23 protein-coding genes and 1 pseudogene are annotated in these 21,486 nt (G+C 53.8%); 14 read left to right on the top strand and 10 right to left on the bottom strand.

The genetic code is table 11. The features are described 5' to 3' along the window. A pseudogene (locus FD744_RS25735) lies at positions 1-271 on the top strand (IS4 family transposase); the annotation flags it as partial. Between the two features lie 55 nt (positions 272-326). Here FD744_RS25735 and purT read toward each other — a convergent pair. Further along, complete coding sequence (gene purT / locus FD744_RS24450) at positions 327-1,505, bottom strand: formate-dependent phosphoribosylglycinamide formyltransferase (protein WP_160869877.1); 1,179 nt, start codon at positions 1,503-1,505, stop codon at positions 327-329. Between the two features lie 161 nt (positions 1,506-1,666). On the opposite strand from purT, the gene FD744_RS24445 reads away from it, so the two are divergent. Continuing rightward, positions 1,667-2,308, top strand: a complete 642-nt coding sequence (locus tag FD744_RS24445; RefSeq protein ID WP_058960179.1) for a tellurite resistance TerB family protein — start codon at positions 1,667-1,669, stop codon at positions 2,306-2,308. 17 nt (positions 2,309-2,325) lie between these two features. Here FD744_RS24445 and FD744_RS24440 read toward each other — a convergent pair whose 3' ends face one another. Beyond that, a complete protein-coding gene (locus FD744_RS24440) occupies positions 2,326-3,198 on the bottom strand; it encodes a LysR family transcriptional regulator (RefSeq protein WP_160869875.1) in 873 nt (290 codons plus the stop codon). A 92-nt stretch (positions 3,199-3,290) separates the two neighbouring features. Between FD744_RS24440 and FD744_RS24435 the strand changes: the two genes are divergently transcribed. After that, positions 3,291-3,812, top strand: a complete 522-nt coding sequence (locus tag FD744_RS24435) for a phenolic acid decarboxylase (protein ID WP_160869880.1) — start codon at positions 3,291-3,293, stop codon at positions 3,810-3,812. Between the two features lie 117 nt (positions 3,813-3,929). Further along, positions 3,930-5,993 carry a prolyl oligopeptidase family serine peptidase gene (locus FD744_RS24430; protein WP_160869873.1) on the top strand — a complete coding sequence of 688 codons (2,064 nt, stop codon included), beginning with the start codon at positions 3,930-3,932 and terminating at the stop codon, positions 5,991-5,993. Here FD744_RS24430 and exoX read toward each other — a convergent pair. Next, on the bottom strand, positions 5,987-6,655 hold the full coding sequence (gene exoX, locus FD744_RS24425; RefSeq protein WP_038646533.1) for an exodeoxyribonuclease X: 669 nt from the start codon (positions 6,653-6,655) through the stop codon (positions 5,987-5,989). The genes FD744_RS24430 and exoX overlap by 7 nt on opposite strands. 7 nt (positions 6,656-6,662) lie before the next feature. Further along, the gene (locus FD744_RS24420; protein WP_034828680.1) at positions 6,663-6,893 is read right to left on the bottom strand and encodes a DNA polymerase III subunit theta; all 231 of its coding nucleotides are present in this window, start codon (positions 6,891-6,893) and stop codon (positions 6,663-6,665) included. A gap of 153 nt (positions 6,894-7,046) precedes the next feature. Between FD744_RS24420 and copC the strand changes: the two genes are divergently transcribed. The 5 genes from copC (at position 7,047) to FD744_RS25450 (ending at position 9,757) form a co-directional block, all read left to right on the top strand. Then, positions 7,047-7,424 (top strand): copper homeostasis periplasmic binding protein CopC, encoded by a 378-nt coding sequence (copC, locus tag FD744_RS24415; RefSeq protein WP_160869871.1) that lies wholly within the window; start codon positions 7,047-7,049, stop codon positions 7,422-7,424. 3 nt (positions 7,425-7,427) lie between these two features. Then, positions 7,428-8,309 (top strand): copper homeostasis membrane protein CopD, encoded by an 882-nt coding sequence (gene copD / locus FD744_RS24410; protein WP_160869869.1) that lies wholly within the window; start codon positions 7,428-7,430, stop codon positions 8,307-8,309. Between the two features lie 28 nt (positions 8,310-8,337). After that, positions 8,338-8,685: a YebY family protein gene (locus FD744_RS24405; protein WP_034828876.1), complete on the top strand. Its 348-nt coding sequence runs from the start codon at positions 8,338-8,340 to the stop codon at positions 8,683-8,685. Between the two features lie 469 nt (positions 8,686-9,154). Beyond that, a complete protein-coding gene (locus tag FD744_RS24400; RefSeq protein WP_160869867.1) occupies positions 9,155-9,481 on the top strand; it encodes a hypothetical protein in 327 nt (108 codons plus the stop codon). A 108-nt stretch (positions 9,482-9,589) separates the two neighbouring features. Further along, complete coding sequence (locus FD744_RS25450) at positions 9,590-9,757, top strand: hypothetical protein (protein WP_166932300.1); 168 nt, start codon at positions 9,590-9,592, stop codon at positions 9,755-9,757. 42 nt (positions 9,758-9,799) lie between these two features. On the opposite strand, the gene FD744_RS24395 is transcribed toward FD744_RS25450, so the two are convergent. From FD744_RS24395 to FD744_RS24385, 3 genes are all read right to left on the bottom strand, one after another. Beyond that, a complete protein-coding gene (locus FD744_RS24395) occupies positions 9,800-10,078 on the bottom strand; it encodes a hypothetical protein (RefSeq protein WP_160869865.1) in 279 nt (92 codons plus the stop codon). Between the two features lie 62 nt (positions 10,079-10,140). Further along, positions 10,141-10,401: a DUF3761 domain-containing protein gene (locus tag FD744_RS24390; RefSeq protein WP_160869863.1), complete on the bottom strand. Its 261-nt coding sequence runs from the start codon at positions 10,399-10,401 to the stop codon at positions 10,141-10,143. Between the two features lie 258 nt (positions 10,402-10,659). After that, positions 10,660-11,388, bottom strand: coding sequence for a trans-aconitate 2-methyltransferase (locus FD744_RS24385; protein ID WP_160869861.1), 729 nt, complete (start codon positions 11,386-11,388; stop codon positions 10,660-10,662). Between the two features lie 251 nt (positions 11,389-11,639). Between FD744_RS24385 and FD744_RS24380 the strand changes: the two genes are divergently transcribed. Further along, positions 11,640-12,287, top strand: a complete 648-nt coding sequence (locus FD744_RS24380) for a metallophosphoesterase (RefSeq protein ID WP_034828689.1) — start codon at positions 11,640-11,642, stop codon at positions 12,285-12,287. A 2-nt stretch (positions 12,288-12,289) separates the two neighbouring features. On the opposite strand, the gene rsmF is transcribed toward FD744_RS24380, so the two are convergent. From rsmF to yebS, 3 genes are all read right to left on the bottom strand, one after another. Then, positions 12,290-13,714, bottom strand: a complete 1,425-nt coding sequence (gene rsmF, locus FD744_RS24375) for a 16S rRNA (cytosine(1407)-C(5))-methyltransferase RsmF (protein WP_160869859.1) — start codon at positions 13,712-13,714, stop codon at positions 12,290-12,292. A gap of 75 nt (positions 13,715-13,789) precedes the next feature. Beyond that, entirely contained in the window at positions 13,790-16,411 is a 2,622-nt protein-coding gene (locus tag FD744_RS24370) for a PqiB family protein (RefSeq protein ID WP_160869857.1), read from the bottom strand. Beyond that, a complete protein-coding gene (gene yebS / locus FD744_RS24365) occupies positions 16,380-17,624 on the bottom strand; it encodes a membrane integrity lipid transport subunit YebS (RefSeq protein WP_160869855.1) in 1,245 nt (414 codons plus the stop codon). Before yebS ends, FD744_RS24370 begins: the two co-directional genes overlap by 32 nt. 217 nt (positions 17,625-17,841) lie before the next feature. Here yebS and FD744_RS24360 point away from each other — a divergent pair, with 217 nt between their 5' ends. The 4 genes from FD744_RS24360 to FD744_RS24345 all read left to right on the top strand — a co-directional run. After that, a complete protein-coding gene (locus tag FD744_RS24360) occupies positions 17,842-18,342 on the top strand; it encodes a GAF domain-containing protein (RefSeq protein ID WP_038646557.1) in 501 nt (166 codons plus the stop codon). Positions 18,343-18,438: 96 nt separating this feature from the next. After that, entirely contained in the window at positions 18,439-19,119 is a 681-nt protein-coding gene (gene proQ, locus FD744_RS24355; protein WP_034828699.1) for an RNA chaperone ProQ, read from the top strand. Positions 19,120-19,138: 19 nt separating this feature from the next. After that, positions 19,139-21,178 carry a carboxy terminal-processing peptidase gene (gene prc / locus FD744_RS24350; RefSeq protein ID WP_034828701.1) on the top strand — a complete coding sequence of 680 codons (2,040 nt, stop codon included), beginning with the start codon at positions 19,139-19,141 and terminating at the stop codon, positions 21,176-21,178. Between the two features lie 122 nt (positions 21,179-21,300). Beyond that, a partial coding sequence (locus FD744_RS24345; protein WP_202403470.1) for a transposase domain-containing protein occupies positions 21,301-21,486 on the top strand: 186 nt, incomplete at its 3' end.

Here is a 21,486-nt window from a genome sequence, read left to right as displayed (position 1 = left end):
TAACCTTCTGAGGTTCATGATGGCGCAGATGGCGTACAGCCTGAAAGGCGTGGAACCTTATCAGATGAGTTTTAAGCAGTCCGCACTGTATCTGAGAAGTCATCTGAGCCTGCTACCGGGCATCTCACCGGGAAAAATACCGCGGATAATGGAAGAGATAATGGCGATGGCTCCAGGGCTGGTGCTGCCGGAAAGAAGAGTGCGGCATTACCCAAGGGCGGTAAAAAAGAGGCCACAACGTTATCCGTTGCGGCCTCCATTAAGATCTTAACTGACAAGCATTAGGCCTGGTGGCCGCCCTTTTTCGCTGTCAGCAACTGAGGGAATTAGCCCTCTACTTTCACGGCTGCGGCACTCGCCACGGCACGTGCAATCGCCTCATCGGTATTGTCACCGGTAGCCAGCGCCACGCCCAGACGACGTTGACCAGCAATCTCTGGCTTGCCGAACAGACGCAACTGCAGTCCCGCACCCAATGCCGCTTCGATGTTCACGAACTGCACATTGTTGCTATCCAGCTGTGGCAGAATCACCGCCGAAGCCGCCGGGCCATACTGGCGAATGCCACCGATTGGCAAGCCAAGGAACGCGCGCACATGCAGAGCAAACTCGGACAGATCCTGAGAAATCAGCGTCACCATGCCGGTATCGTGTGGGCGTGGCGAGACTTCGCTAAACACCACCTCATCACCGCAGACAAACAGCTCAACGCCAAACAGACCATATCCACCTAATGCTTTCACCACTTTTGCGGCGATATCTTGTGCACGCTGCAGAGCCAGGTCGGTCATCTGCTGTGGCTGCCAGGATTCACGGTAATCGCCATCTTCCTGACGATGACCAATCGGCGCGCAGAAATGGATGCCATCCACTGCGCTGATGGTCAGCAGGGTGATTTCGAAATCAAATTTCACCACACCTTCGACGATCACGCGACCGGCACCGGCACGTCCGCCTTGCTGCGCGTAATCCCAGGCTTTATCCAGCTGGCTCGCTTCGCGGATGAAACTCTGACCTTTGCCCGATGAACTCATTACTGGTTTAACGATGCACGGGAAGCCAATTTCATTGGCGGACGCGACGAAATTCTCTTTGCTATCAGCGAACTGATAGGTTGAAGTCGGTAACGACAACTCTTCTGCCGCCAGACGGCGAATACCTTCGCGGTTCATGGTCAGGCGCGCAGCACGCGCGGTAGGTACCACTTTCTGGCCTTGAGCTTCCAGTTCCAGCAGTTTTTCAGTGGCAATAGCTTCAATTTCTGGCACCACAAAGTGCGGCTTCTCCAGCGCAATTAACGCAGCCAGCGCATCACCGTCCAGCATATTGATCACATGGCTACGGTGTGCAACGTGCATCGCAGGGGCATCGGCATAACGATCCACGGCAATCACTTCCACACCCAGACGCTGACACTCCAGCGCCACTTCTTTGCCCAATTCGCCTGAACCTAACAGCATCACACGCGTTGCGGCAGGGCGCAGCGCGGTTCCGAGAGTCGTCATAATTTCACCTTAGCAGTCAAAATGCGCGCGCAGTATATACGAAAACGTTTGCGTACTCACGCATTCGCCTTCATCAGGTTTGCCATACTTTTCCCGCTCTGACGTTACCTGACACTCGCTACGGCAGCATGGAACGCGGAAACTTAAACAGGAGTTAAACGATGAGCAATTGGTTGCAGCAAATCCAGTCGGTGCTGGCGAAGAAGGGCGGCGACGGCAAAGCCGGTGGTTTGAGCGATATGCTGGCACCCGGCGCGCTGGGTGGGTTAGCGGGATTGCTGGTGGCCAGCAAGTCTACACGAAGCCTGTTGACCAAATATGGCGGCAAAGCCTTGCTGGTCGGCGGCGGTGCGGCAGCGGGCGCCGTGCTATGGAACAAATACAAACAGCGTGTGCGTGAAACGCACCAGGATGAGCCGGAATTTGGTCAGTTGCAGACACCTGTGGATCAGCGCGCTGAACGTTTGGTGACGGCGTTAGTGTTCGCTGCCAAAAGCGATGGTCATATTGACGATCGCGAACGTGCCGCTATTGAGCAGAATATCCATCAGGCGGGTTATGGTTCACAGGCGGAAACGCTGATCCAGCAAGCGATGAACCGTCCGCTCGATCCACAGTGGCTGGCAGCCGATGTGAAAAACGAAGAAGAGGCGTTAGAGCTTTACTTCCTCAGTTGTGCCGCCATCGATGTGGATCACTTTATGGAGCGCAGCTATCTCTCTGCACTGGGTGATGCCCTGAAGATCCCACAAGATGTGCGCGACGGCATTCAGCGCGATATTCAGGCGGAGAAAGCGGCGTAATGATGCTGAAGCCTGGATCATATCCAGGCTTTATTGCGCATCAGATCGAGCAGTGTTTGCAACTGGGCATCAATAACAATGATCTCGTTATTGATCAGTAAATGCAGCGCTGTTACGCGACGAACGCCCTGTTGCAGCGGCAGCATCTTCAATGTTCCTGCCGCCAGGGCGGACTGAATACGGGTCTCCGGTAACCAACCATAACCAACCTGATGCATTACCGCCTCAATTGCGGCCTCGATGGTGGAACAAGCCCAGATCTCTCCCTGATGGTGCTCCTGCAGTACGCTAAAATGCTGATGATCGGCAATGCGTATCAGCGGATAATCCGCTAACTGCTCAGCACTAACCGCACCACCTAATTGATGTAACGCATGCTGATGGTGCGCAACAGCCACGAAATCCACATTCATCATCCATTCGCCCCGGCCTGTCCCGGGCTGGCGCTGGCTCAATACCATCACATCCGCCTGGCTGTTATCCGGTATCTGCGTTTCCAACACCTCGGTGACGTTAACCTGCGTACCTGGATAGAGACGCTGGAATTCACTCAGCACACTGAACAAATGCTCGCGCGGCAAGATGCTATCCACCATCAGTTCGATGCGGCTGCGCTCACCGTTGCGCATAGCGCTGGCGGTGCTTTCGAGCGCGTAGAAAGCTTTCAAAAGTGGCCTGACCTGCGCCAGAAGCTTCTCACCTGCAGGCGTCAGCACAGTGCGCCGTCCTTTGGTCTCCAGCAAGGTGACTTCAAGGCGTTCTTGCAGCATGGCGAGGTTATAGCTTACCGAAGACTGGCTGCGATGTGTCGACTCGGCCGCGCTGGCGAAACTGCCGCGCAGCACCACCTCATTTAACAAGCTCCACTGTTCCAACGTTGATTTATGCATATCATCTAAATTTTGAATGAATTTTATCGAAACATAGCGTTATTCATCAGGTAAGTGAAGGTGTAATCTGGCTTCAAACCAAAGGAGAACACATTATGAGCACCTTCGATAAAAATGATTTGGCTGGATTTGTTGGCAAACACCTGATCTATACCTATGACAATGGCTGGAACTATGAGCTGTATATTAAAAATGCCAGCACCGTTGATTATCGTATTCATAGCGGGATGGTGGGTAATCGTTGGGTTAAGGACCAGCGCGCCTATATTGTGCGAGTCGCGCAAGAGGTCTACAAAGTTTCCTGGACTGAACCCACCGGCACTGACGTCAGTTTGATCGCGAATCTGGGAGACAGATTGTTTCACGGTACGATCTTCTTCCCCCGCTGGGTGATGAACAACCCGCAGCAGACGGTTTGCTTCCAGAATGAACATCTCAACGAAATGAATCGTTATCGCGAAGCGGGTCCAGCTTATCCCACTGAAGTGATCGACGAATTTGCCACCATCACACTGGTGCGAGATTGCGGTGCCGATAATGATGAGGTCATCGCCTGTGCGGCCAATGAATTGCCCGCTGATTTTCCAGCTAATTTGTTGGTTAACCACCCTTGACGAGGGAGCGCATGAAAAAGCGCTCCTTTCGTTACACTTCCTGTGCGCTGCTGCTTGGCTTCCCGCGTGATAAGTGCCACGCTTGCTGAATGTTGTCTTTCAGGGAAAGGAGCCAGAATGCATCAGCCGCAAGCGAAAAAAATCCCCCACGTCATGAACCTGCACGGTGAATCGCGCACCGATAACTACTATTGGCTGCGCGATGACGAGCGTGAAAACCCAGAGATTCTGGCACATCTGTACGCCGAGAATGCGTACGGTAAAGCGATGATGGCGTCGCAAGATCCTTTGCAGGAACGGGTATTAAAAGAGATTGTCGACCGCATTCCACCGCAGGACCACTCCGTCCCCTACGTAAAAAACGGCTATCGCTATCAAAGCCGCTATGAGGTAGGCAACGAATACCCGCTCTATTTTCGTCAGTCGGTAAACGCACCAGCGGATGAACCCTGGCAACTGCTGCTCGACGGCAATCAACGAGCTTCTCACAGTGATTTCTATACCATGGGTGCACTGGCGATCTCACCCGACAACCAGGTGATGGCGCTGGCGGAAGATTTTCTGTCGCGCCGCCAGTATGGCATCCGCTTCCGTAACTTAGAGAGTGGTAGTTGGTATCCGGAAGTGCTGAGCAATGCTTCTTCCAGCGTGGCGTGGGCCAATGATTCGCGCACGCTGTACTACGTGCGTAAGCATCCGAAAACGCTGCTCGCCTATCAGGTGTGGCGCCATGAGTTAGGTCATCCGCAATCAGACGATCAGCTGGTGTATGAAGAGCAGGATGAGAGCTTCCACCTCAGCGTGCACAAAACCACCTCCGAGCACTTCATCCTGATTGCGATGTACAGCACCACTACCAGTGAGATCCAGCTGATTGATGCCGAATATCCGGATGCGCAGCCGCAGGTATTCTGTCCACGTCGTCGCGATCACGAGTACAGCATCGATCACTACAATCACCAGTTCTATATTCGCTCGAATCGCGACGGAAAAAACTTTGGCCTGTATCGCAGCGCATGGCTGGCCGAGAACCGCTGGCAGGCGTTGATTCCGGCACGCGATAACGTGGTGCTGGAGGATTTCCAGCTGTTCCGCCACTGGCTGGTGGTGGAAGAGCGCCAGCGCGGCGTCAACACGCTGCGCCAGATCAACTGGGAAAGCGGTGAAAGCATCGGGATCGCCTTTGACGATCCGGCTTACGTCACCTGGCTGGCATACAATCCTTCGCCGGAAAGTGACACGCTGCGTTATGGCTATTCATCCATGACTACGCCAACCACGCTGTTTGAACTCAATATGGAGACGGGCGACCGCCGGGTGTTGAAACAGACGCCGGTGCCGGGCTTCAACTCAGATGACTACAAAAGCGAACATCACTGGATCACGGTGCGTGATGGCACTGAAGTGCCGGTGTCGCTGGTCTATCACCGCAAGCATTTCAAAAAGGGTAGCAATCCACTGCTGGCTTACGGCTATGGTGCCTATGGCAGTAGCATGGATGCCAGTTTCGGCACCAGTCGCATTAGCTTGCTGGAACGCGGTTTTGTTTACGCCATTATCCATGTACGCGGTGGTGGCGAGCTGGGGCAGCAGTGGTATGACGATGGTCGCCTGAAGAATAAGATGAATAGCTTCACCGACTTCATTGATGTGACGCAGGCGCTGGTGGCGAAAGGCTACGGCAATCCGCAGCAGCTGTATGCGATGGGCGGCAGTGCGGGCGGCTTGTTGATGGGCGGTGTGATGAACCTTGCCCCCGAACTGTTCCACGGTGTTGTGGCGCAAGTGCCGTTTGTCGATGTGGTGACGACCATGCTGGACCCGTCGATCCCACTAACCACCGGCGAATATGACGAGTGGGGCAACCCGGAGCAAGAAGAGTTTTACCACATCATTCGCCAGTACAGCCCGTATGACAACATCGAAGCGAAAGCCTACCCGCATCTGTTAGTGACGACAGGATTGCACGATTCCCAGGTGCAGTATTGGGAACCGGCGAAGTGGGTAGCAAAACTGCGTGAGCTGAAAACCAACGATACACTGCTGCTGCTGTGTACCGAGATGGATTCCGGTCACGGTGGTAAATCAGGGCGTTTTAAAGCCTATGAAGGGGTAGCGCAGGAGTTTACTTTCCTGATCGGTCTGGCGCAGGGCAGCTTGCCAGACCGCGTCGATTATTGATCGACTTTCACGTACTTGCGCAGCGCCTGCCGTAACGGTGGGCGCAAATCGCGCACATTCTCCAGCACCCAGCGTAAGTAGCCGGGATCTTTACGCGCAATGCTGCCAATGCTTTGTCCGCGATATTTACCAAACGGGAACACATCGCCGCTGACTTCTGCGGGCTGACAGCGGCCGACCATATCACTGACGCTCCAGCCGGAGGTCTCCATGATGCGGATCAGCAGCGCAGCGGTGACATAGCAGTCATATAACGCACGGTGCGCATGCAGTTCAGCTGGTGGCGTAACGTCAAGCTTCAGGCTGTGACGCAGTGCCTGGTTGCCGTACTTAATGCCCGGCCACAGCTGGCGCGCCAGCGTCATGGTGCAGATCCATTCACCGGGCATGATCGGCAACATACGACGATCAAAACTGGCATTGTGCGCCACATAATGCGGGCTGCCATGATAGCGACCAATCGCTTCTTCAATCGTCGGCTTATCGGCGACCATTGCTTCCGTAATGCGATGCACCGCCATCGCCTGACGGCTGATAGGGCGGTCCGGGCAAATCAAATCGCTCATCGGATTGACGATCTGTCCGTCGATCACATCCACTGACGCGACTTCGACCACGCCGCCTTGCAGGCCACAGGTTTCGGTATCGATAACGCGTAACATAGGTTAATTACTTCTGTTTGGGTTCGTAGGGCAGGCGAGAGAGGCTGAGCGATGCCTGGCGATAGCTCATCAAACGCTGACGGAACCACTCGCGCAGCGCTTCCGGCTGCTCGCGCTCGACCATTTCCGCGATCACGGGCATGTTGTAGCGCTCTTTAAAGGCCACGCCTGCGGCGGCCAGATCGACATTGACTTTGTCTTTCTCTTCCTGCGACAACAGGGCAAGGTTTTGGCTCATGCATTTCTCCTGATAAACAGGGGCAAAAGTAATGGTTTCCCCTTTACGGATCAAGGAAATTGGATCGCACCGCAAGTCTCGACACGTCTTTGCCAGCGGCGTATCCTGCTGCCACGTTTGCGGCAGAGCGCCGCATGGCAAAGGGAAGAAGTGATGAAGAAAACTGCGTTAAACCCGATTGTGGCGGTGTTGCTGGCGTCATCCACGTTGGTCTTCAGTCAGTTTGCACTGGCACATGCTCACCTGAAAACGCCGGTTCCCGCCGATAAAGCGGTGATCGACAGCTCGCCACAAAATCTGACGCTGACCTTCACAGAAGATGTTGAGCCTGCCTTCAGCGGTGTTGAAGTGCTCAATGCACAGAATCAGCCGATGGCCGTGGAAAAAGCCAAACTCAACGACAAAAAGCATGATCAGTTGATCGTGTCAATCAGCAAGCCGCTGCCGTCGGGCAACTACCAGGTGAACTGGCATGTGTTGTCCGTTGATGGACACAAAACCAAGGGAAGCTACGCGTTCAGCGTGAAGTAATCGATGAGCCTGAGCACGTTGTGGATTGTCCTGCGCGCCCTGCATTTTATTGCGGTGTTATTGCTGGCTGGCAGCGCGTTCTATACGGCTCTGCTGGCACCGCGGCGCTATCGCCCGGTGCTGGCGCAACGTTTGCACAAAATTTTAGTCACGACAGCGCTATTGAGTCTGCTCAGTGCGGTGTTAATGCTCGCCACGCAAACCGGTTTGATGAGCGGTGACTGGCACAATGTCAGTGACCTGGAAACCTGGCAGGCGGTTTTAGCCACTCGCTTTGGCGCGGTGTGGTGTTGGGAACTGGGGTTCGCACTGCTGAGCACGCTGGCCTTGCTGCTGCGTGGCACACTGCGCCAACAGCTCTTGCTGATAAGTGGTCTGTTGCAGTTGGCGGCGCTGGCTGGTGTTGGGCATGCCGCGATGCGCGATGGTTTACCCGGCTTGCTGCAGCAGATCAATCACGCGCTGCATTTGATTGCTGCTGCGTTCTGGACCGGCGGCTTATTGCCCCTGTTATTGCTGATGCGTGAGGCTCGGCAGATTGCGTATCGTACCGATGCGATTCGTTGCATGATGCGTTTTTCGCGTTACGGTCATCTGGCTGTCGCACTGGCGCTGCTCACCGGGATGATCAACAGCCTGCTGATTGGCGGTACACCGCTCAATTGGGGCACCACGCTGTGGAGTGCGATGCTGGTGGTTAAAGTGATGCTGGTGATGATGATGGTGGGCATTGCGCTGATCAATCGCTATGTTCTGGTGCCAGGTTTTCGCGTCGCGGGTAGTCACGCGCCGCAGCAGTTTATTCGCCTGACGCAGCTTGAGCTGCTGCTGGCCATTGTTGTTGTCGGATTGGTTAGCGTGTTTGCCACGCAGTCACCGGCCTGAATTGTCATAAATGAAAAATGAGGTCGATATTTTGCTGAAGAAATTGATTCCAGCCTGCATTCTGATGGCGCTGTGCAGCCAGGCGATGGCCGCACAGATTATTACCGTCAGCCGCTTTGAGATTGGCAAAGACAAATGGCCCTTCACCCGCGAAGAGGTGATGCTGACCTGTGAGAAAGACGGCGCGCTGTTTGCCATCAATCCGAGCACCTTGCTGCAGTATCCGCTGAATGATAAAGCCCAAGCACGCGCTGATGCCGGCAAGGGCACACTGCAATCCATCGATACCATCGTGGCGGAAGACAAAGCGCATCCTGGCCAGAAAATGAGCCTGCAACCGATCGTTGATCGCGCGCAGCAGTTGTGCGGTAAGTAATCCCTGCAAAAATTCGGGCGTAGCGCACAGTTTTGCCGCTACGCTTGCTTTTCCGATGTGTCAGCACGATCACAGAGTTGGCAGCTTCCTGACCGCATCGTGACGGTTGGCTGGAAAATAATCACCCTTGGACTACCTTTAAATGGCAAGGCGAACTCGCCTTCAAAAATGCCAACTTTTAGCGCACGGCTCTCAAAGAGCCATTTCCCTGGACCCGATACAGGAATCGTATTGGGTCTTTTTTTATATAATTGATTTTTATGATTATAATTTACTCTTCACCCAAGTTTCCCGAAATTTGTCCGAAATCCTTTTATCCGAATCAATTTCATATCCCGCAATCCTAACCCAATCTTTGCGCAAAATACCCGCAATTCGCCTGGTTATTCACCCAATCGCGCCACGCTTCACGTGCTACATTTCCTCTCAGCAATACGCCAACCCTGCCAGCCAAAACGAGAGTCTTGCGATGTTCAAATCTGCTGTACTGTTCACCACTATCCTGCTGCTCAGCGGCTGCGCCCTGAAGCAATACCCGCAATCACCTAAAGTCAGTGATGAAGAAGCGCAAACCTACAACTGTGCGGCACTGGATCAGGAAATTGCGAAATCCCACAGTGTGCAGCAGCAGATTGACAAAACCGGTGAGTTTGATGCGCTGACGGTGATTGGTTTCATCGGCGACTTTGGCATCGGCAACGGTATCGCTAAGGCTAGCGCCAACAAGCATGCCTCGGCACGGTTAAATGAGCTGGAACAATTAAAAGCCGTGCGTTGCAGTCACCCAACGGCGTAATGAATTCAAGCCAGCACGAAAGATGCGGACATTTAACAGCAGCCAGTTAGCGTGAAAAATGGTATAAGAGTGCGCACTGTTTTTATTGCCGATTAATAAGGATCCTTCATGGCAAATGCGCAATATCTTCTCTGGGTAATGATTGGCACCTTAACGCTACTAAGCATCTTTATCGGTGTGGTAGTCGGTCGGACGAAAACGCCTCGTGTCGGCTTTGCGACCTTTGCCGGATTATGGGTATTTTTCCTGCTGGCGATATTCTTTCTCTCGCATTAAAGAGCACCGTTTGCCACACGGCTTGTGTGGCAAATCAGTTGGTTAAGCAGTGTGGTGTAAAGCGGCACGATGCTGAGCAATTAGCGTGTCAGCCAGGTGACGATCTTCTTCATGTTGCGAGACGTAATATTCATAAGGATCGCGCACGCCGAGGCTTTCGATATAATCCAGATGGGCTTGTTTCACTTCGCGGTTAATATACTGCACCAGCTCTAATCCCAACTCATCCGCATAAACCGGCGCTTTGCTTTTTATTTCGCGAATCAAGTCCACGTTATTTTGCATAAAAAGCTCCAGATCGATTTTATAATAGTCTTTCATTGCTCACTCCTTAAGAAAATAGTGTCCTTTAAGCCTGGCACATGCTGCTTATTGCGTGTGGCTTAAGATGCCAGCCACTCCGCAACGCCGCCATGACGAGAACAGGTCCCGCGGTGATGGGTACTGAAACTGTATGACCCATCGCGACAGCGAGTGGTTGCGCCTTCGGGTACGTCATTATTTTGCGTATGTGCGGGCCGATGGATTGATTGTCCTTCGCTGTTGATGTAACTGCCTTGCTCAATCAGTTCAACATGCTTTTTGGCGTGAGTGGGCATGCTGACAAGCAACAGCATAAGTGTGATAACAGAAAGCGTTTTCATATTCTCATTAAGGAGGAAAGAGGATAGGACGTTATCGGCAGGAAGGAAGAAAGCTTAAATAAACATCACTAATGTAAGCGAAGCGTAAAAAAGCAATGATGAGAATGATAGTTAATATCATTTAACTTGTTCGGAATTGTCTGGATTGATAAAGTGATCGCCGTCCCGCACAGAGCTAACGCCTTTAATGAGCGCCGGAGATAAGCGCCGGACGGGACTTTCATCAGGGCTGCAGGACGCAGCCGCTTTTGAAATTTATTAAGGTTTTCTGGCAGACAATAAAAACATCATCGGACGGTCGCGCTCTTCTTCTAAGCCCGGATTCTGCTTTACCTGCTCATCGGCAGGCCCCCATTCATCAAGATGCACAATCTCGAATCCGGCACCAATCAACGCATTAATCCAGCTGGCTAATTTGCGATGCTGTTTCTTCACGCCATCGGCAAACCAATTACTGATGCGCTCACCTTCCTGTTGGTAATGGTTGATCGGCCAACTGCGCTGCTGTTGATCATCGACAATCCACTGCTGCTGAAGCGGAGCGGTATAAATAGGGTGTTCGCAGGAGAAGATCAGCATACCGCCAGGTTTTAATGCATCGAACAGGGTGGTGAATAACGGCTCGATGTGACTCAGGTAATGTAATGCCAGTGAGCTGTAGGCAAGATCATAGGTTTTATCGAGCTGCAGAGTGTCTAAATCCGCACGTTGATAGCGAATGTTCGGTGAAGAAGTCATGGCGGTCGCTTGCGCCAGCATCTTTTCTGAGACATCAATCCCCAGGACTTCACGGGCACCATGCTGCTGCGCGTAACGGCAAAACCAGCCGTATCCACAGCCTAAATCAACGACGCGCAAGTCCTTCAGATCGGGCAGCATCGCTCGCAATGCTGGCCACTCAGGTGCGCCATCCAATCCTTCCACCGAGCGGGGTAAAGTAGCATAACCGGCAAAGAAGGTGGGGTTATCGTAAATGTTCTGGCTCATATTGGCTCCTTTATATGAATCGAAAGGAGTTTAGGTGTTTAGCGCGACAGGAAACAGCGATTAGCCCACAAACAGCAGATGCACCAAACGCGCCAGCGATTCCAGCAACAACAGGCTGCCGAGAAATATAAACACCAGTACACCGATAAATTGTTTACGGCTGCTCACGCTGCTCCCTCCCCTGGCTTCAACTCACCGGACTATACTTTATGCCGGGTTCACTAAACTTCCAGTCAACCGGGAAAGATTACATGTTTTACCAAACGGTGAGTGCCAAAACGTGGCGTAACATTTGGGTGGTGGGTGATTTACATGGTTGCCGCGCTCAACTGGACTCGCAGCTCATTCTGCATGACTTCGACAAAGAGCGAGACCTGCTGCTGTCGGTAGGGGATTTGATCGATCGCGGTCCCGACAGCCCCGGCTGCTTACAGCTGTTGCAGGAGCCATGGTTTCGGTGTGTGCGCGGTAATCATGAACAGATGGCGTTGTCGGCGCTGGAGGGGCAAGACCCGATGCTGTGGATGATGAACGGCGGTGACTGGTTCTGGCAATTAAAAGGGGCGGATTTAATTGCGGCGCGTCATGCGCTGAAACGCTGTGCCGATCTGCCGCTGATTTTACACCTGGAGTTAGCCGACCGCGTGGTGGTGATCGCCCATGCCGACTATCCAGCCAGCCATTATGAGTTGGGTCAGGACGTGGACTGGCATCAGGTGGTGTGGAGCCGCGATCGCCTCGGGCGTCATCATCGCGGCGCTTCCGCCAGTATCGACGGTGCGAGCGATTTCTATTTCGGCCACACGCCACTGGAACAGCCGCTCAATGTGGCGAACCAGCATTACATCGACACCGGCGCAGTGTTCGGTAATCGCTTAACGCTGGTTCAGCTTCAATAGAGTTAACGGAACAAACGCCCGTCACGTACCAGTTCGCGTGGGTAGCTGTTTTTGATGCGGTTACTGACTTTCTTGGCTAAACCCAATGGCTGCTGCTGATAGGTGACAATCACTTCATCGCGAGTTGGTGCGGTTTCAGGATGAATATCCTGGCCGCGATACCAGCTTTCTGCTTCCGTTTCCGTCAATTCGAAATCCAGTGCGCTGCCCGGTTTAGTCAGGGCAACCACCGCTTCATGCTGCCAGCGATAGCCTTTCGGGAAGGTCTCTGCCAGCTTCAGACCGATGCGTGAGAATCGCACTCTGCCGAGCCAGCTTTCCAGCGCGGCCGGGAACAGCCACAGCTCTTTATCACGCTGCCACAACGCATGCTGCTCATCCCACTCAATCCCCACCTTAGCAGCCGCTTGTTGCACTTCAGCAACCAGCTTGCGGCTGGCAGGCGAGAAGGGCAGTTTACCCACTTTATAGGTGGGCGCGGGCAGCGCCGGGATGCTGGCCGTTTTGCGCAGGCGTGCGACAAAGAAGCCTTCACTGTCGAAAATCTGTGGGAAGACATGCAGGAAGCCTTCCGGCGTCAATGCACGCTCGGCACCGTCAAACAGGTCGCACAACGGCACGATTTCAACCGCATCGGGATAGCGCTGCTGCAACCAGGCGATCACCTGTTGGTTCTCAATCTGGTTCAGCGTGCAGGTAGAGTAGATCAACGTACCGCCAGGTTGTAATGCATGGAATGCACTGTCGATCAGGTCACGCTGGGTTGCGGCAATCTCTTCAGTGCTGGCCAGTGTCCAGTTACGCAGGGCGTCGGCATCTTTACGCACCACACCTTCGCCGGAGCAGGGCGCATCCAGAAGGATGGCATCAAACTGCTCAGGTAGGGCGGCACCAAACACACGACCATCAAAGTGCGTCAGCGCCACATTGCTGACGCCACAGCGGCTGATATTGGCATGCAACACTTTTACGCGGCTGGCTGAATATTCATTGGCGAGGATCGCGCCTTCGTTGCGCATCAACGCGGCCATTTGCGTGGTTTTGGAACCGGGTGCAGCGGCCACATCCATCACCTTGCGTGCTTCTGGCGCGGCATCAAACAACGCGGTGACCGGCAGCATTGAGCTGGCTTCCTGAATGTAGAACAAACCGCTCAGGTGCTCGGCCACACTGCCCAGCGGCAATGTCTCATCTTCCCGCTCGATCCAGAATCCTTCAGCGCACCAGGGAACCGGCGTTAAGCGCCAGCCATAATGCGCGGTGCGTGCTAAAAACGCCTCCACACTGATTTTCAACGTATTGACGCGCAGGCTGCGGCGCAGCGGCTGCTGGCTAATCGCCAGGAAACGCTGCAGTTCATTTTCGTCAGCCAGGCTGGTGCGCATCAGCGCAAGGAAATCTTCAGGAAAGCGATCGGACACGGACATTCACCGGGGTATCAAATTTAGCCCGAAGTGTAACACGTGCAAATAAAACGGGCAGCCCGCAGGCTGCCCGATTGCTTAATTGGGATCCGGAATCGCCGTTCCCCAACTGCGCCACTCTTTCGGCGCTTCATCCTGCAACAGGAAGTGTTTATCAGCACCGGCCTGAGGCGCCAGCGGCACCGTCGGCGGTGTGGCAAATTGAATGCCGCCACGAATGAACTGCTGGAAGGTACCGGTTTTCACGACCCCACCAATCAGACCGAAGTCGAGGTTATAGCCAGACGCCAGCCAGAACACGGAGTTATTACGCACCAGATGCTGATACTTCTTGCTGATGCGCAGCGCGATCTGTACGCGATCCGCCATGTTGCCCAGCGAGGTACCGGTTACCGTACCCACTTCTACCCCACGGAACAGCACCGGGGTACCCAACGACAGCGAACCGGCTTCGGTAGCATCAACATAAATGTTGAGTCCGTTGAGGTAACGCGAATCGGTGATGGTACTCTCCTGCAACTCAAAGGTACGTGCCTGAGCCCCTTTGCCGGGATCGACATTGAGGTAAGGCTGCAGCAAGGTCTCCAGATGATTAACACCCGCTGGCGAAATTTCCGGTGAGACCACCGAGAAACGACTGCCGATACGCACATACTCGGGATAAAGCACCGCTTTCGCCACCACCTGATTATTGTCTTTACTCAATGCCAGTGATTCGACCTGGCCGACATTAATGCCGAGGTAACGAATCGGCATGCCCGCAGCCAGCTTGCTGGCATCAAAGGTATGCAAGGTGATCTGGCTGCCGACTGCACGCGCAGCCGTTTCAGAGGCATACAATACGCGTTTCACGCCTTTCGCCGCTTGCGCGCCAGTGAGGTTATCGAAACTGATCGCCCCTTTCAGCGCACGGTTGAGCGGCGAAGCCTGCACCGTTAAACCGCTGCCGTTAAGTTGCACTTTCGCACCACCTTCGGCCCAGAATACGCTCTCGCTGGTCAGCAATTTACGGTATTGCGGCTCAATGTGGATGGAAATCTCAAAGGCATCGGCGCGCGGCACCACGTCCACCACTTCACCCACCTGGAATTTACGATACAGCACCACTGAACCGGCCTGCACATCTGGCAAGCTGTTGGCGGTCAGTTTCAGTGTGGTTGGCGGTTGGTCACCTATAATCCCTTCCTGCGCACGCTCAGCATCGGCATATAAAGGATAACGGGCGGAAGGATTGCCTTTCGCACCCGGCACCAGACGTATGCCGCCGTCTACCCATTCACGGGCACTGGCACCCAGTACCTGCATTCCTTCGAGACCAAACTTCACGTCGAGACGACTATTCACAATGAATTTGCTGTCCGCGTGCACCAGATGGCGATATTCCGGATTGATGGCCACCGCAAAGCTAATGCCATTCTCATCCAGTTGACGCGAAATGACCTGCCCAATCTTCATGCCGTACAGCATCACCGGCTGACCGCCATCAATACCGTAGGTTTCCGGCGCGCTGAGTTTTACCGTCAGAACATCCGGTTTTTGCAGCAGGGTTTCGCTGGCAGGCAGCACGGTAAAGTGATCCTGCGCGGGACCTTCGCCCGGTACCAGTTCGAAGATGTTACCGGTCAGCAAGCTGCTGAGATTAGTGTCGGTCAGGCTCAGTTTGGGTGCACGCATTTCAATGCGGGTACCGCTGCGCATCAGGCTCGTCACCGAAGGATCCACGGTGAGTTCGCCGGTGACTTTGCCGCCCGGCAACAGATTGAGTTTGGTCAAGGTACCGACTTCCAGACCCTGGTACATCAGTGGCGTGCTATTCGCTTTGAGGTTATCGCCGCTCGGTAAATCCAGACTGATCTGCACGCCACGCTGGCTGCGTGCCAGATCGGGGTAGAGCTGATAGTTTTCGTCGCTGTTAGCCTGCTGACCTTCTTCCGGAGAATCAAAGGCAATCGCCCCATTCACCAGTGCGGCCAGGCTCTCCAGCTTCACTTTGGCACCGCTCAGACTGACGTCAGCGTCTACGCCGGACACGTTCCAGAAGCGGCTCTGCTTTTTCACCAGATTGACGAAACGACGCTCAATCAGTACGTCGACCGTGACGCCATCAGTATTACCGTTGATGCTGTAGTCATACACGCGTCCCACCGGGATTTTGCGGTAGTAGACCAGCGACCCGGTGTTCAGCGAACCCAAATCGGGAGAGTGTAGATGGATCAGCAACTCGCCGGTGTTGACGCGATACTTGGGTTGGGTGTCCAGCGCGGTAAAGTGCTCACGCGGATTGCCGCCGCCGGGCATCATGCCAATATAGTTACCGCCCACCAGCGCATCCAATCCTGAAACACCTGCCAGCGAGGCTTTCGGCGTCACCAGCCAGAACTGTGTATTGTCCTTCAGCGCATCGCGCATATCGCTCTTGATACTGGCTTTGATCTGGATGCTGTGATAGTCATCGCTCAGCACAATACCTTGCACGGTACCCACTTCCACGCCCTGATAGCGAATCGGCGTACGGCCCGGCACGATGCCATCCGCGGTCTGGAAGTTGATGGTGATAGTGGTACCGCGTTCCTGATAGTTGGTCCATAACAGCCAGCCAGCAATCAGCAGGGCAATAATGGGCAATAGCCAGAACGGCGAAACCTTGCGTTTGTTACGCAGGTTGGCGCTAGTCGGTGTAGTCGGCGTTTCCTGTTGCATGTGCATCCCAGATCAGGCGGCTATCAAGCCACTCTACAGCCATAATGGTCAGGATGACTGCCGCGCCAAAGTAGAAGGCGGCAGGTCCCATGGTAAAAGCCAGCAGTTGATCGCGATTCACCAATGACATGGTGACCGCAATCACGAACAGATCCAGCATCGACCAGCGTCCCACCCAGGTGATGGCACGCAGCAGTCGAATGCGGGTTTTTAAGCCCTGTTCACACTTAAAATGGATGCTGACCAGCAAAGTCAGCATCACTAACACTTTGGTAAACGGCACCAGGATACTGGCGATAAATACCACCGCCGCCACCGGGATGTTGCCGGAAGCCAGACCCAGAATACCGGAGAAGATCGTATCTTCACGGCGTGCGCCATTAACGTAAACTACTGAAATCGGCAGCAGATTAGCGGGGATCAGTAGCACAATCGAAGCGATCAACGCGGCCCAGGATTTCTGCAAACTGTGGCGACGACGGAAATCGAGCGGGGTGTGACAACGTGTACAACGCCCGCGATCGTCCGGCATGCCGGTTTGATGGCAGTTCAGACACACCTGCCACTGTTCAGGGGGGGACGTCGGCAAAGTCTGCGGATAATAGTGTTCCCACAGCTCTTCCACGTTAAGGTGAATCAGCGTCAACAGGCTCAGCACCGTCAGCGCGATGTAGGCCACCAGACCGTAGCCCACCTCCAGCGCGGCATAATCCTGCACCTTAATAGAGGCGACCGCCACACCGACCAGATAGATATCCAGCATCACCCACTCTTTGAGCTTCTCCAGCATCAGCAGCACCGGACGCAGGTTCATCCCGATGGCGTTGCCAATCCATAAATAGCAGATGCCCGCGACTAAGGTTACCGGTGCACCAATTGTACAAAACGCCACCATCGACGCCGTCAGCACGTTGCCCTGCTGCGCCATCTGGATGACGCCTTCCACCAGGCTGGCGTTGATGCGCATGCCGAGCAAGCGAATATCCACCAAAGGGAGGCTGAAGGCGAAGGGCATCAACACGATCATGGTCACGGCCATCACGGTGAGTCGCGTCATTGACCAATCGCGGCCGCTTTGAATTTTTGCATGACAGCGCGGGCAATGCGCCGACTGATGCGATTTCACATCCGGTAAGGAAAAAAGGGTATCGCATTGCGGACAACGCTGATAACGTGCGTGGGGCAACGTCTGGCTGATAGCGTGAATTTTCATAGGTGACGCAAGTGGCCCATCGTTCGTTACGTTTACCGGCATGCTGTTCAGAGCATTCTGACTGCAATAGGGAGTGGTACAAGAATAGTCTTAACCACCGACTGCTAAGGGTATAGTAACTAACACAATGATTCACCTGATGGGGCTGGATTATTAGTGCTTATTTTAACAACTGAGTGACAACAAGCTCACGACAGTGACGAGTTATGGTTAAACAATGAACAAAAAAGCCTTTTACGAGGATTTAAATCGCGATGTCCGTGCACTGTTAGCGGGCGAAACCTCTTTCCTGGCAGCACTGGGTAATTGCAGTGCGCTGCTGTTTGAACGCCTGGAAGGCGTGAACTGGGCAGGATTCTACTTGCTCACCGAGCCAAATACGCTGGTGCTGGGTCCGTTCCAGGGCAAAATTGCCTGCGTACGCATTCCGGTGGGCAAAGGGGTTTGTGGCACAGCGATTGCAGAGGATAAAGTACAGCTCGTTGAGGATGTGCATGCGTTCCCTGGTCATATCGCGTGTGATGCGGCCAGTAACGCTGAAATCGTGATTCCTCTGAAAGTGAATGGCACCGTTGTCGGTGTGCTAGACATTGATAGTACGGTTTATTCTCGCTTTGATAGTGAGGATGAAGCGGGGCTGGTGGCCCTTACCGACGGGCTTTGTGAAGTGCTGGCGGGCAGTGACATCGAAAAATTTATTCAACTGTCACGCAGCTAATCGACTGGATCACATAGCATTTGGCGATGTTGTCATTATAATGTCGCCTGTTCATGCCTGCTCTGGTCGGCAAACCCGTAGTAATCAGGAAATTTCATGGAAAATCAACCTAAGTTGAATAGCAGTAAAGAAGTGATCGCCTTTTTGGCGGAACGTTTTCCGCAATGTTTTAGCGCCGAAGGTGAAGCGCGTCCGCTTAAAATCGGTATCTTCCAGGATCTGGTTGAGCGCGTTCAGGGTGAAAACAGCCTGAGCAAGACGCAACTGCGTTCAGCCTTGCGCCTTTATACCTCAAGCTGGCGTTACCTGTACGGCATTAAAGCGGGTGCAATCCGTGTTGATCTTGATGGCAACGCCTGTGGCGTGCTGGACGAACAACACGTTGAACATGCGCGCAAGCAGCTGGAAGAAGCTAAAGCGCGCGTTCAGGCGCAGCGCGATCAGCAAAAAGCGAAGAAACGCGAAGCCGGTGAAGAGACCGCTGAACGTCGTCCTCGTAAACCTGCTCCTCGCAAAGCGGCTGAAGGCGAAGCACCTCGCAAGCCTCGTCCACAGGCACCGCGTGCCGCATCAGCAGAACGTCCTGCTGCACCGCGCCCACCGCGAGCTAAACCTGTCACTGATACCTCAACTTTGCAACCCGGCCAGAACATCAAAGTTAAAGCAGGCAAAAGTGCAATGGACGCCACCATTCTTGAAATCACCAAGGATGGCGTTCGGGTGCAGCTCGCTTCCGGCATGGCAATGATTGTGCGCGCAGAACACTTGCAGTTCTGAAACGGAGGCTGACCTCGGCATGAACAACATTTTAAAGATCGGTATGATCGCGGGCCTGCTGTTAGCAGGCCCCACCTTTGGCGCAGATAACATTACCCGCGCCGACCAGATTCCACAGTTACATGAAGACCCACAGCATCCTACCGTCAGTGAACGCGTCACTTCGCGTTTCACCCGTTCTCACTATCGCCAGTTCGATCTGAATCAGGATTTCTCTGCGAAAATTTTTGATCGCTACCTGAATCTGCTCGACTACAACCATAACGTGTTGTTGGCTTCAGACATCGCGCAATACGCCGATAAGAAAACCACGTTGGGTGATGAACTGCGCAGCGGTAAGCTGGATGTGTTCTACGATCTCTACAATCTGGCGCAGAAACGCCGCTTCGAGCGCTATCAATATGCGCTAAGCGTGCTGAATCGCCCGATGAATTTCACCGGCAATGACACCATCGACATTGACCGTGCAAAATCACCCTGGCCGAAAAACAGCGATGAGCTGAACGCGCTGTGGGATGCCAAAGTTAAATATGACGAGCTGAGCCTGAAACTGGCCGGTAAAGATGACAAAGAGATTCGTGAAACGCTGACTAAGCGTTACAACTTTGCCATTCGTCGCCTGGCGCAGAGCAACAGTGAAGATGTGTTCCAGCTGGCGATGACCGCCTTTGCGCACGAAATCGACCCGCACACCAACTATCTTTCACCGCGTAACACCGAACAGTTCAACACCGAGATGAGCCTGTCGCTGGAAGGTATCGGTGCCGTGCTGCAGATGGACGATGATTACACGGTCATCAACTCCATGGTGGCTGGCGGACCGGCCGCGAAAAGCAAATCCATCAGCGTGGGCGACCGTATTGTCGGTGTTGCTCAGCCAGGCAAGCCAATGGAAGATGTGATTGGCTGGCGTCTGGATGATGTGGTGTCCAAAATCAAAGGACCGAAAGGCAGCAAAGTGCGCCTGGAAATCCTGCCTGCTGGCAAGGGCACCAAAACCCGCACCGTGACACTGACGCGTGAAAAGATCCGTCTTGAAGATCGCGCGGTGAAAGGCACCGTACATAACGTCGGTAAAGAGAAAGTCGGCGTACTGGATATTCCAGGCTTCTACGTTGGCCTGACTGACGATGTGAAAGTGCAGCTGCAAAAACTGCAGAAGCAGAACGTCGACAGCATCGTGATTGATTTGCGTACCAACGGCGGCGGTGCGCTCACCGAAGCCGTATCACTGTCGGGTCTGTTTATTCCAAGTGGCCCAGTGGTGCAGGTCCGTGACAACAACGGTCGCGTGCGCCAGGACAGCGATAACGACGGTATCGTTTATTACAAAGGTCCGCTGGTGGTGCTGGTCGATCGTTTCAGTGCCTCGGCTTCTGAGATCTTCGCCGCTGCGATGCAGGATTACGGTCGCGCACTGATCGTCGGTGAACCAACCTTTGGTAAGGGCACCGTACAGCAGTACCGTTCACTGAACCGCATCTACGATCAGATGCTGCGTCCGGAATGGCCGGCGCTGGGCTCAGTGCAATACACCATCCAGAAGTTCTATCGCATTAACGGTGGCAGTACTCAGCGTAAAGGCGTCACGCCGGACCTGCTGATGCCAACTGGCGTAGAAGCGGCGGAAACCGGTGAGAAGTTCGAGGACAACGCGCTGCCATGGGATAGCGTGAATGCCGCGACTTACACCAAAACCGGTGATATCACCGCGCTGGTACCGCAGCTGACCAAAGAGCACGCCGATCGTATCGCTAAAGATCGCGAGTTCCAGTACATCATGAAAGATATTGCGCGCTTTGACGCGATGAAAGACAAACGCAATATTGTGTCGCTCAATCTTGCTCAACGTGAGAAAGAGAACCACGAAGATGATGCACTGCGTCTGGAACGCATCAACGCGCGCTACCAGGCGGAAGGCAAAGCCCCGCTGAAGAGCATTGAAGATTTGCCGAAAGACTACAAAGAGCCAGACCCGTATCTGGACGAAACCGTGAAAATTGCCAACGACATGGCACAGCTGGAGAAAACCCAGCCTGCTGCCGAAGGCGCGAAATAAATTTTCGCTGAATAAAAGCACCGCTCCGGCGTAATGCCGATCAGTTAAGACAAAAATGATCGGTTGAACGATCCGGCAGTTCTGCAAGAATCCGTAATCTCTCAGGGATTACGGATTTTTTTATGCTTCTCAGTCAGGCTCTCGATATCGTTCATAAGTTTACGCCTCAGGAATTCTCGGGGCTTTCCGATCTCCTTTCTCCTGAACTCATTGACGAGTGTCTCGCTGATACCGGGACAGTGACGTTACGAAAGCGCCGTTTATCGATGGAAATGATGGTCTGGGCTGTAACCGGCATGGCACTTTTT

It is taken from the genome of Pantoea sp. Taur, assembly GCF_009830025.1.
Classification (GTDB): domain Bacteria; phylum Pseudomonadota; class Gammaproteobacteria; order Enterobacterales; family Enterobacteriaceae; genus Pantoea; species Pantoea communis.
This window is presented reverse-complemented; position numbering and strand designations above follow the sequence as displayed.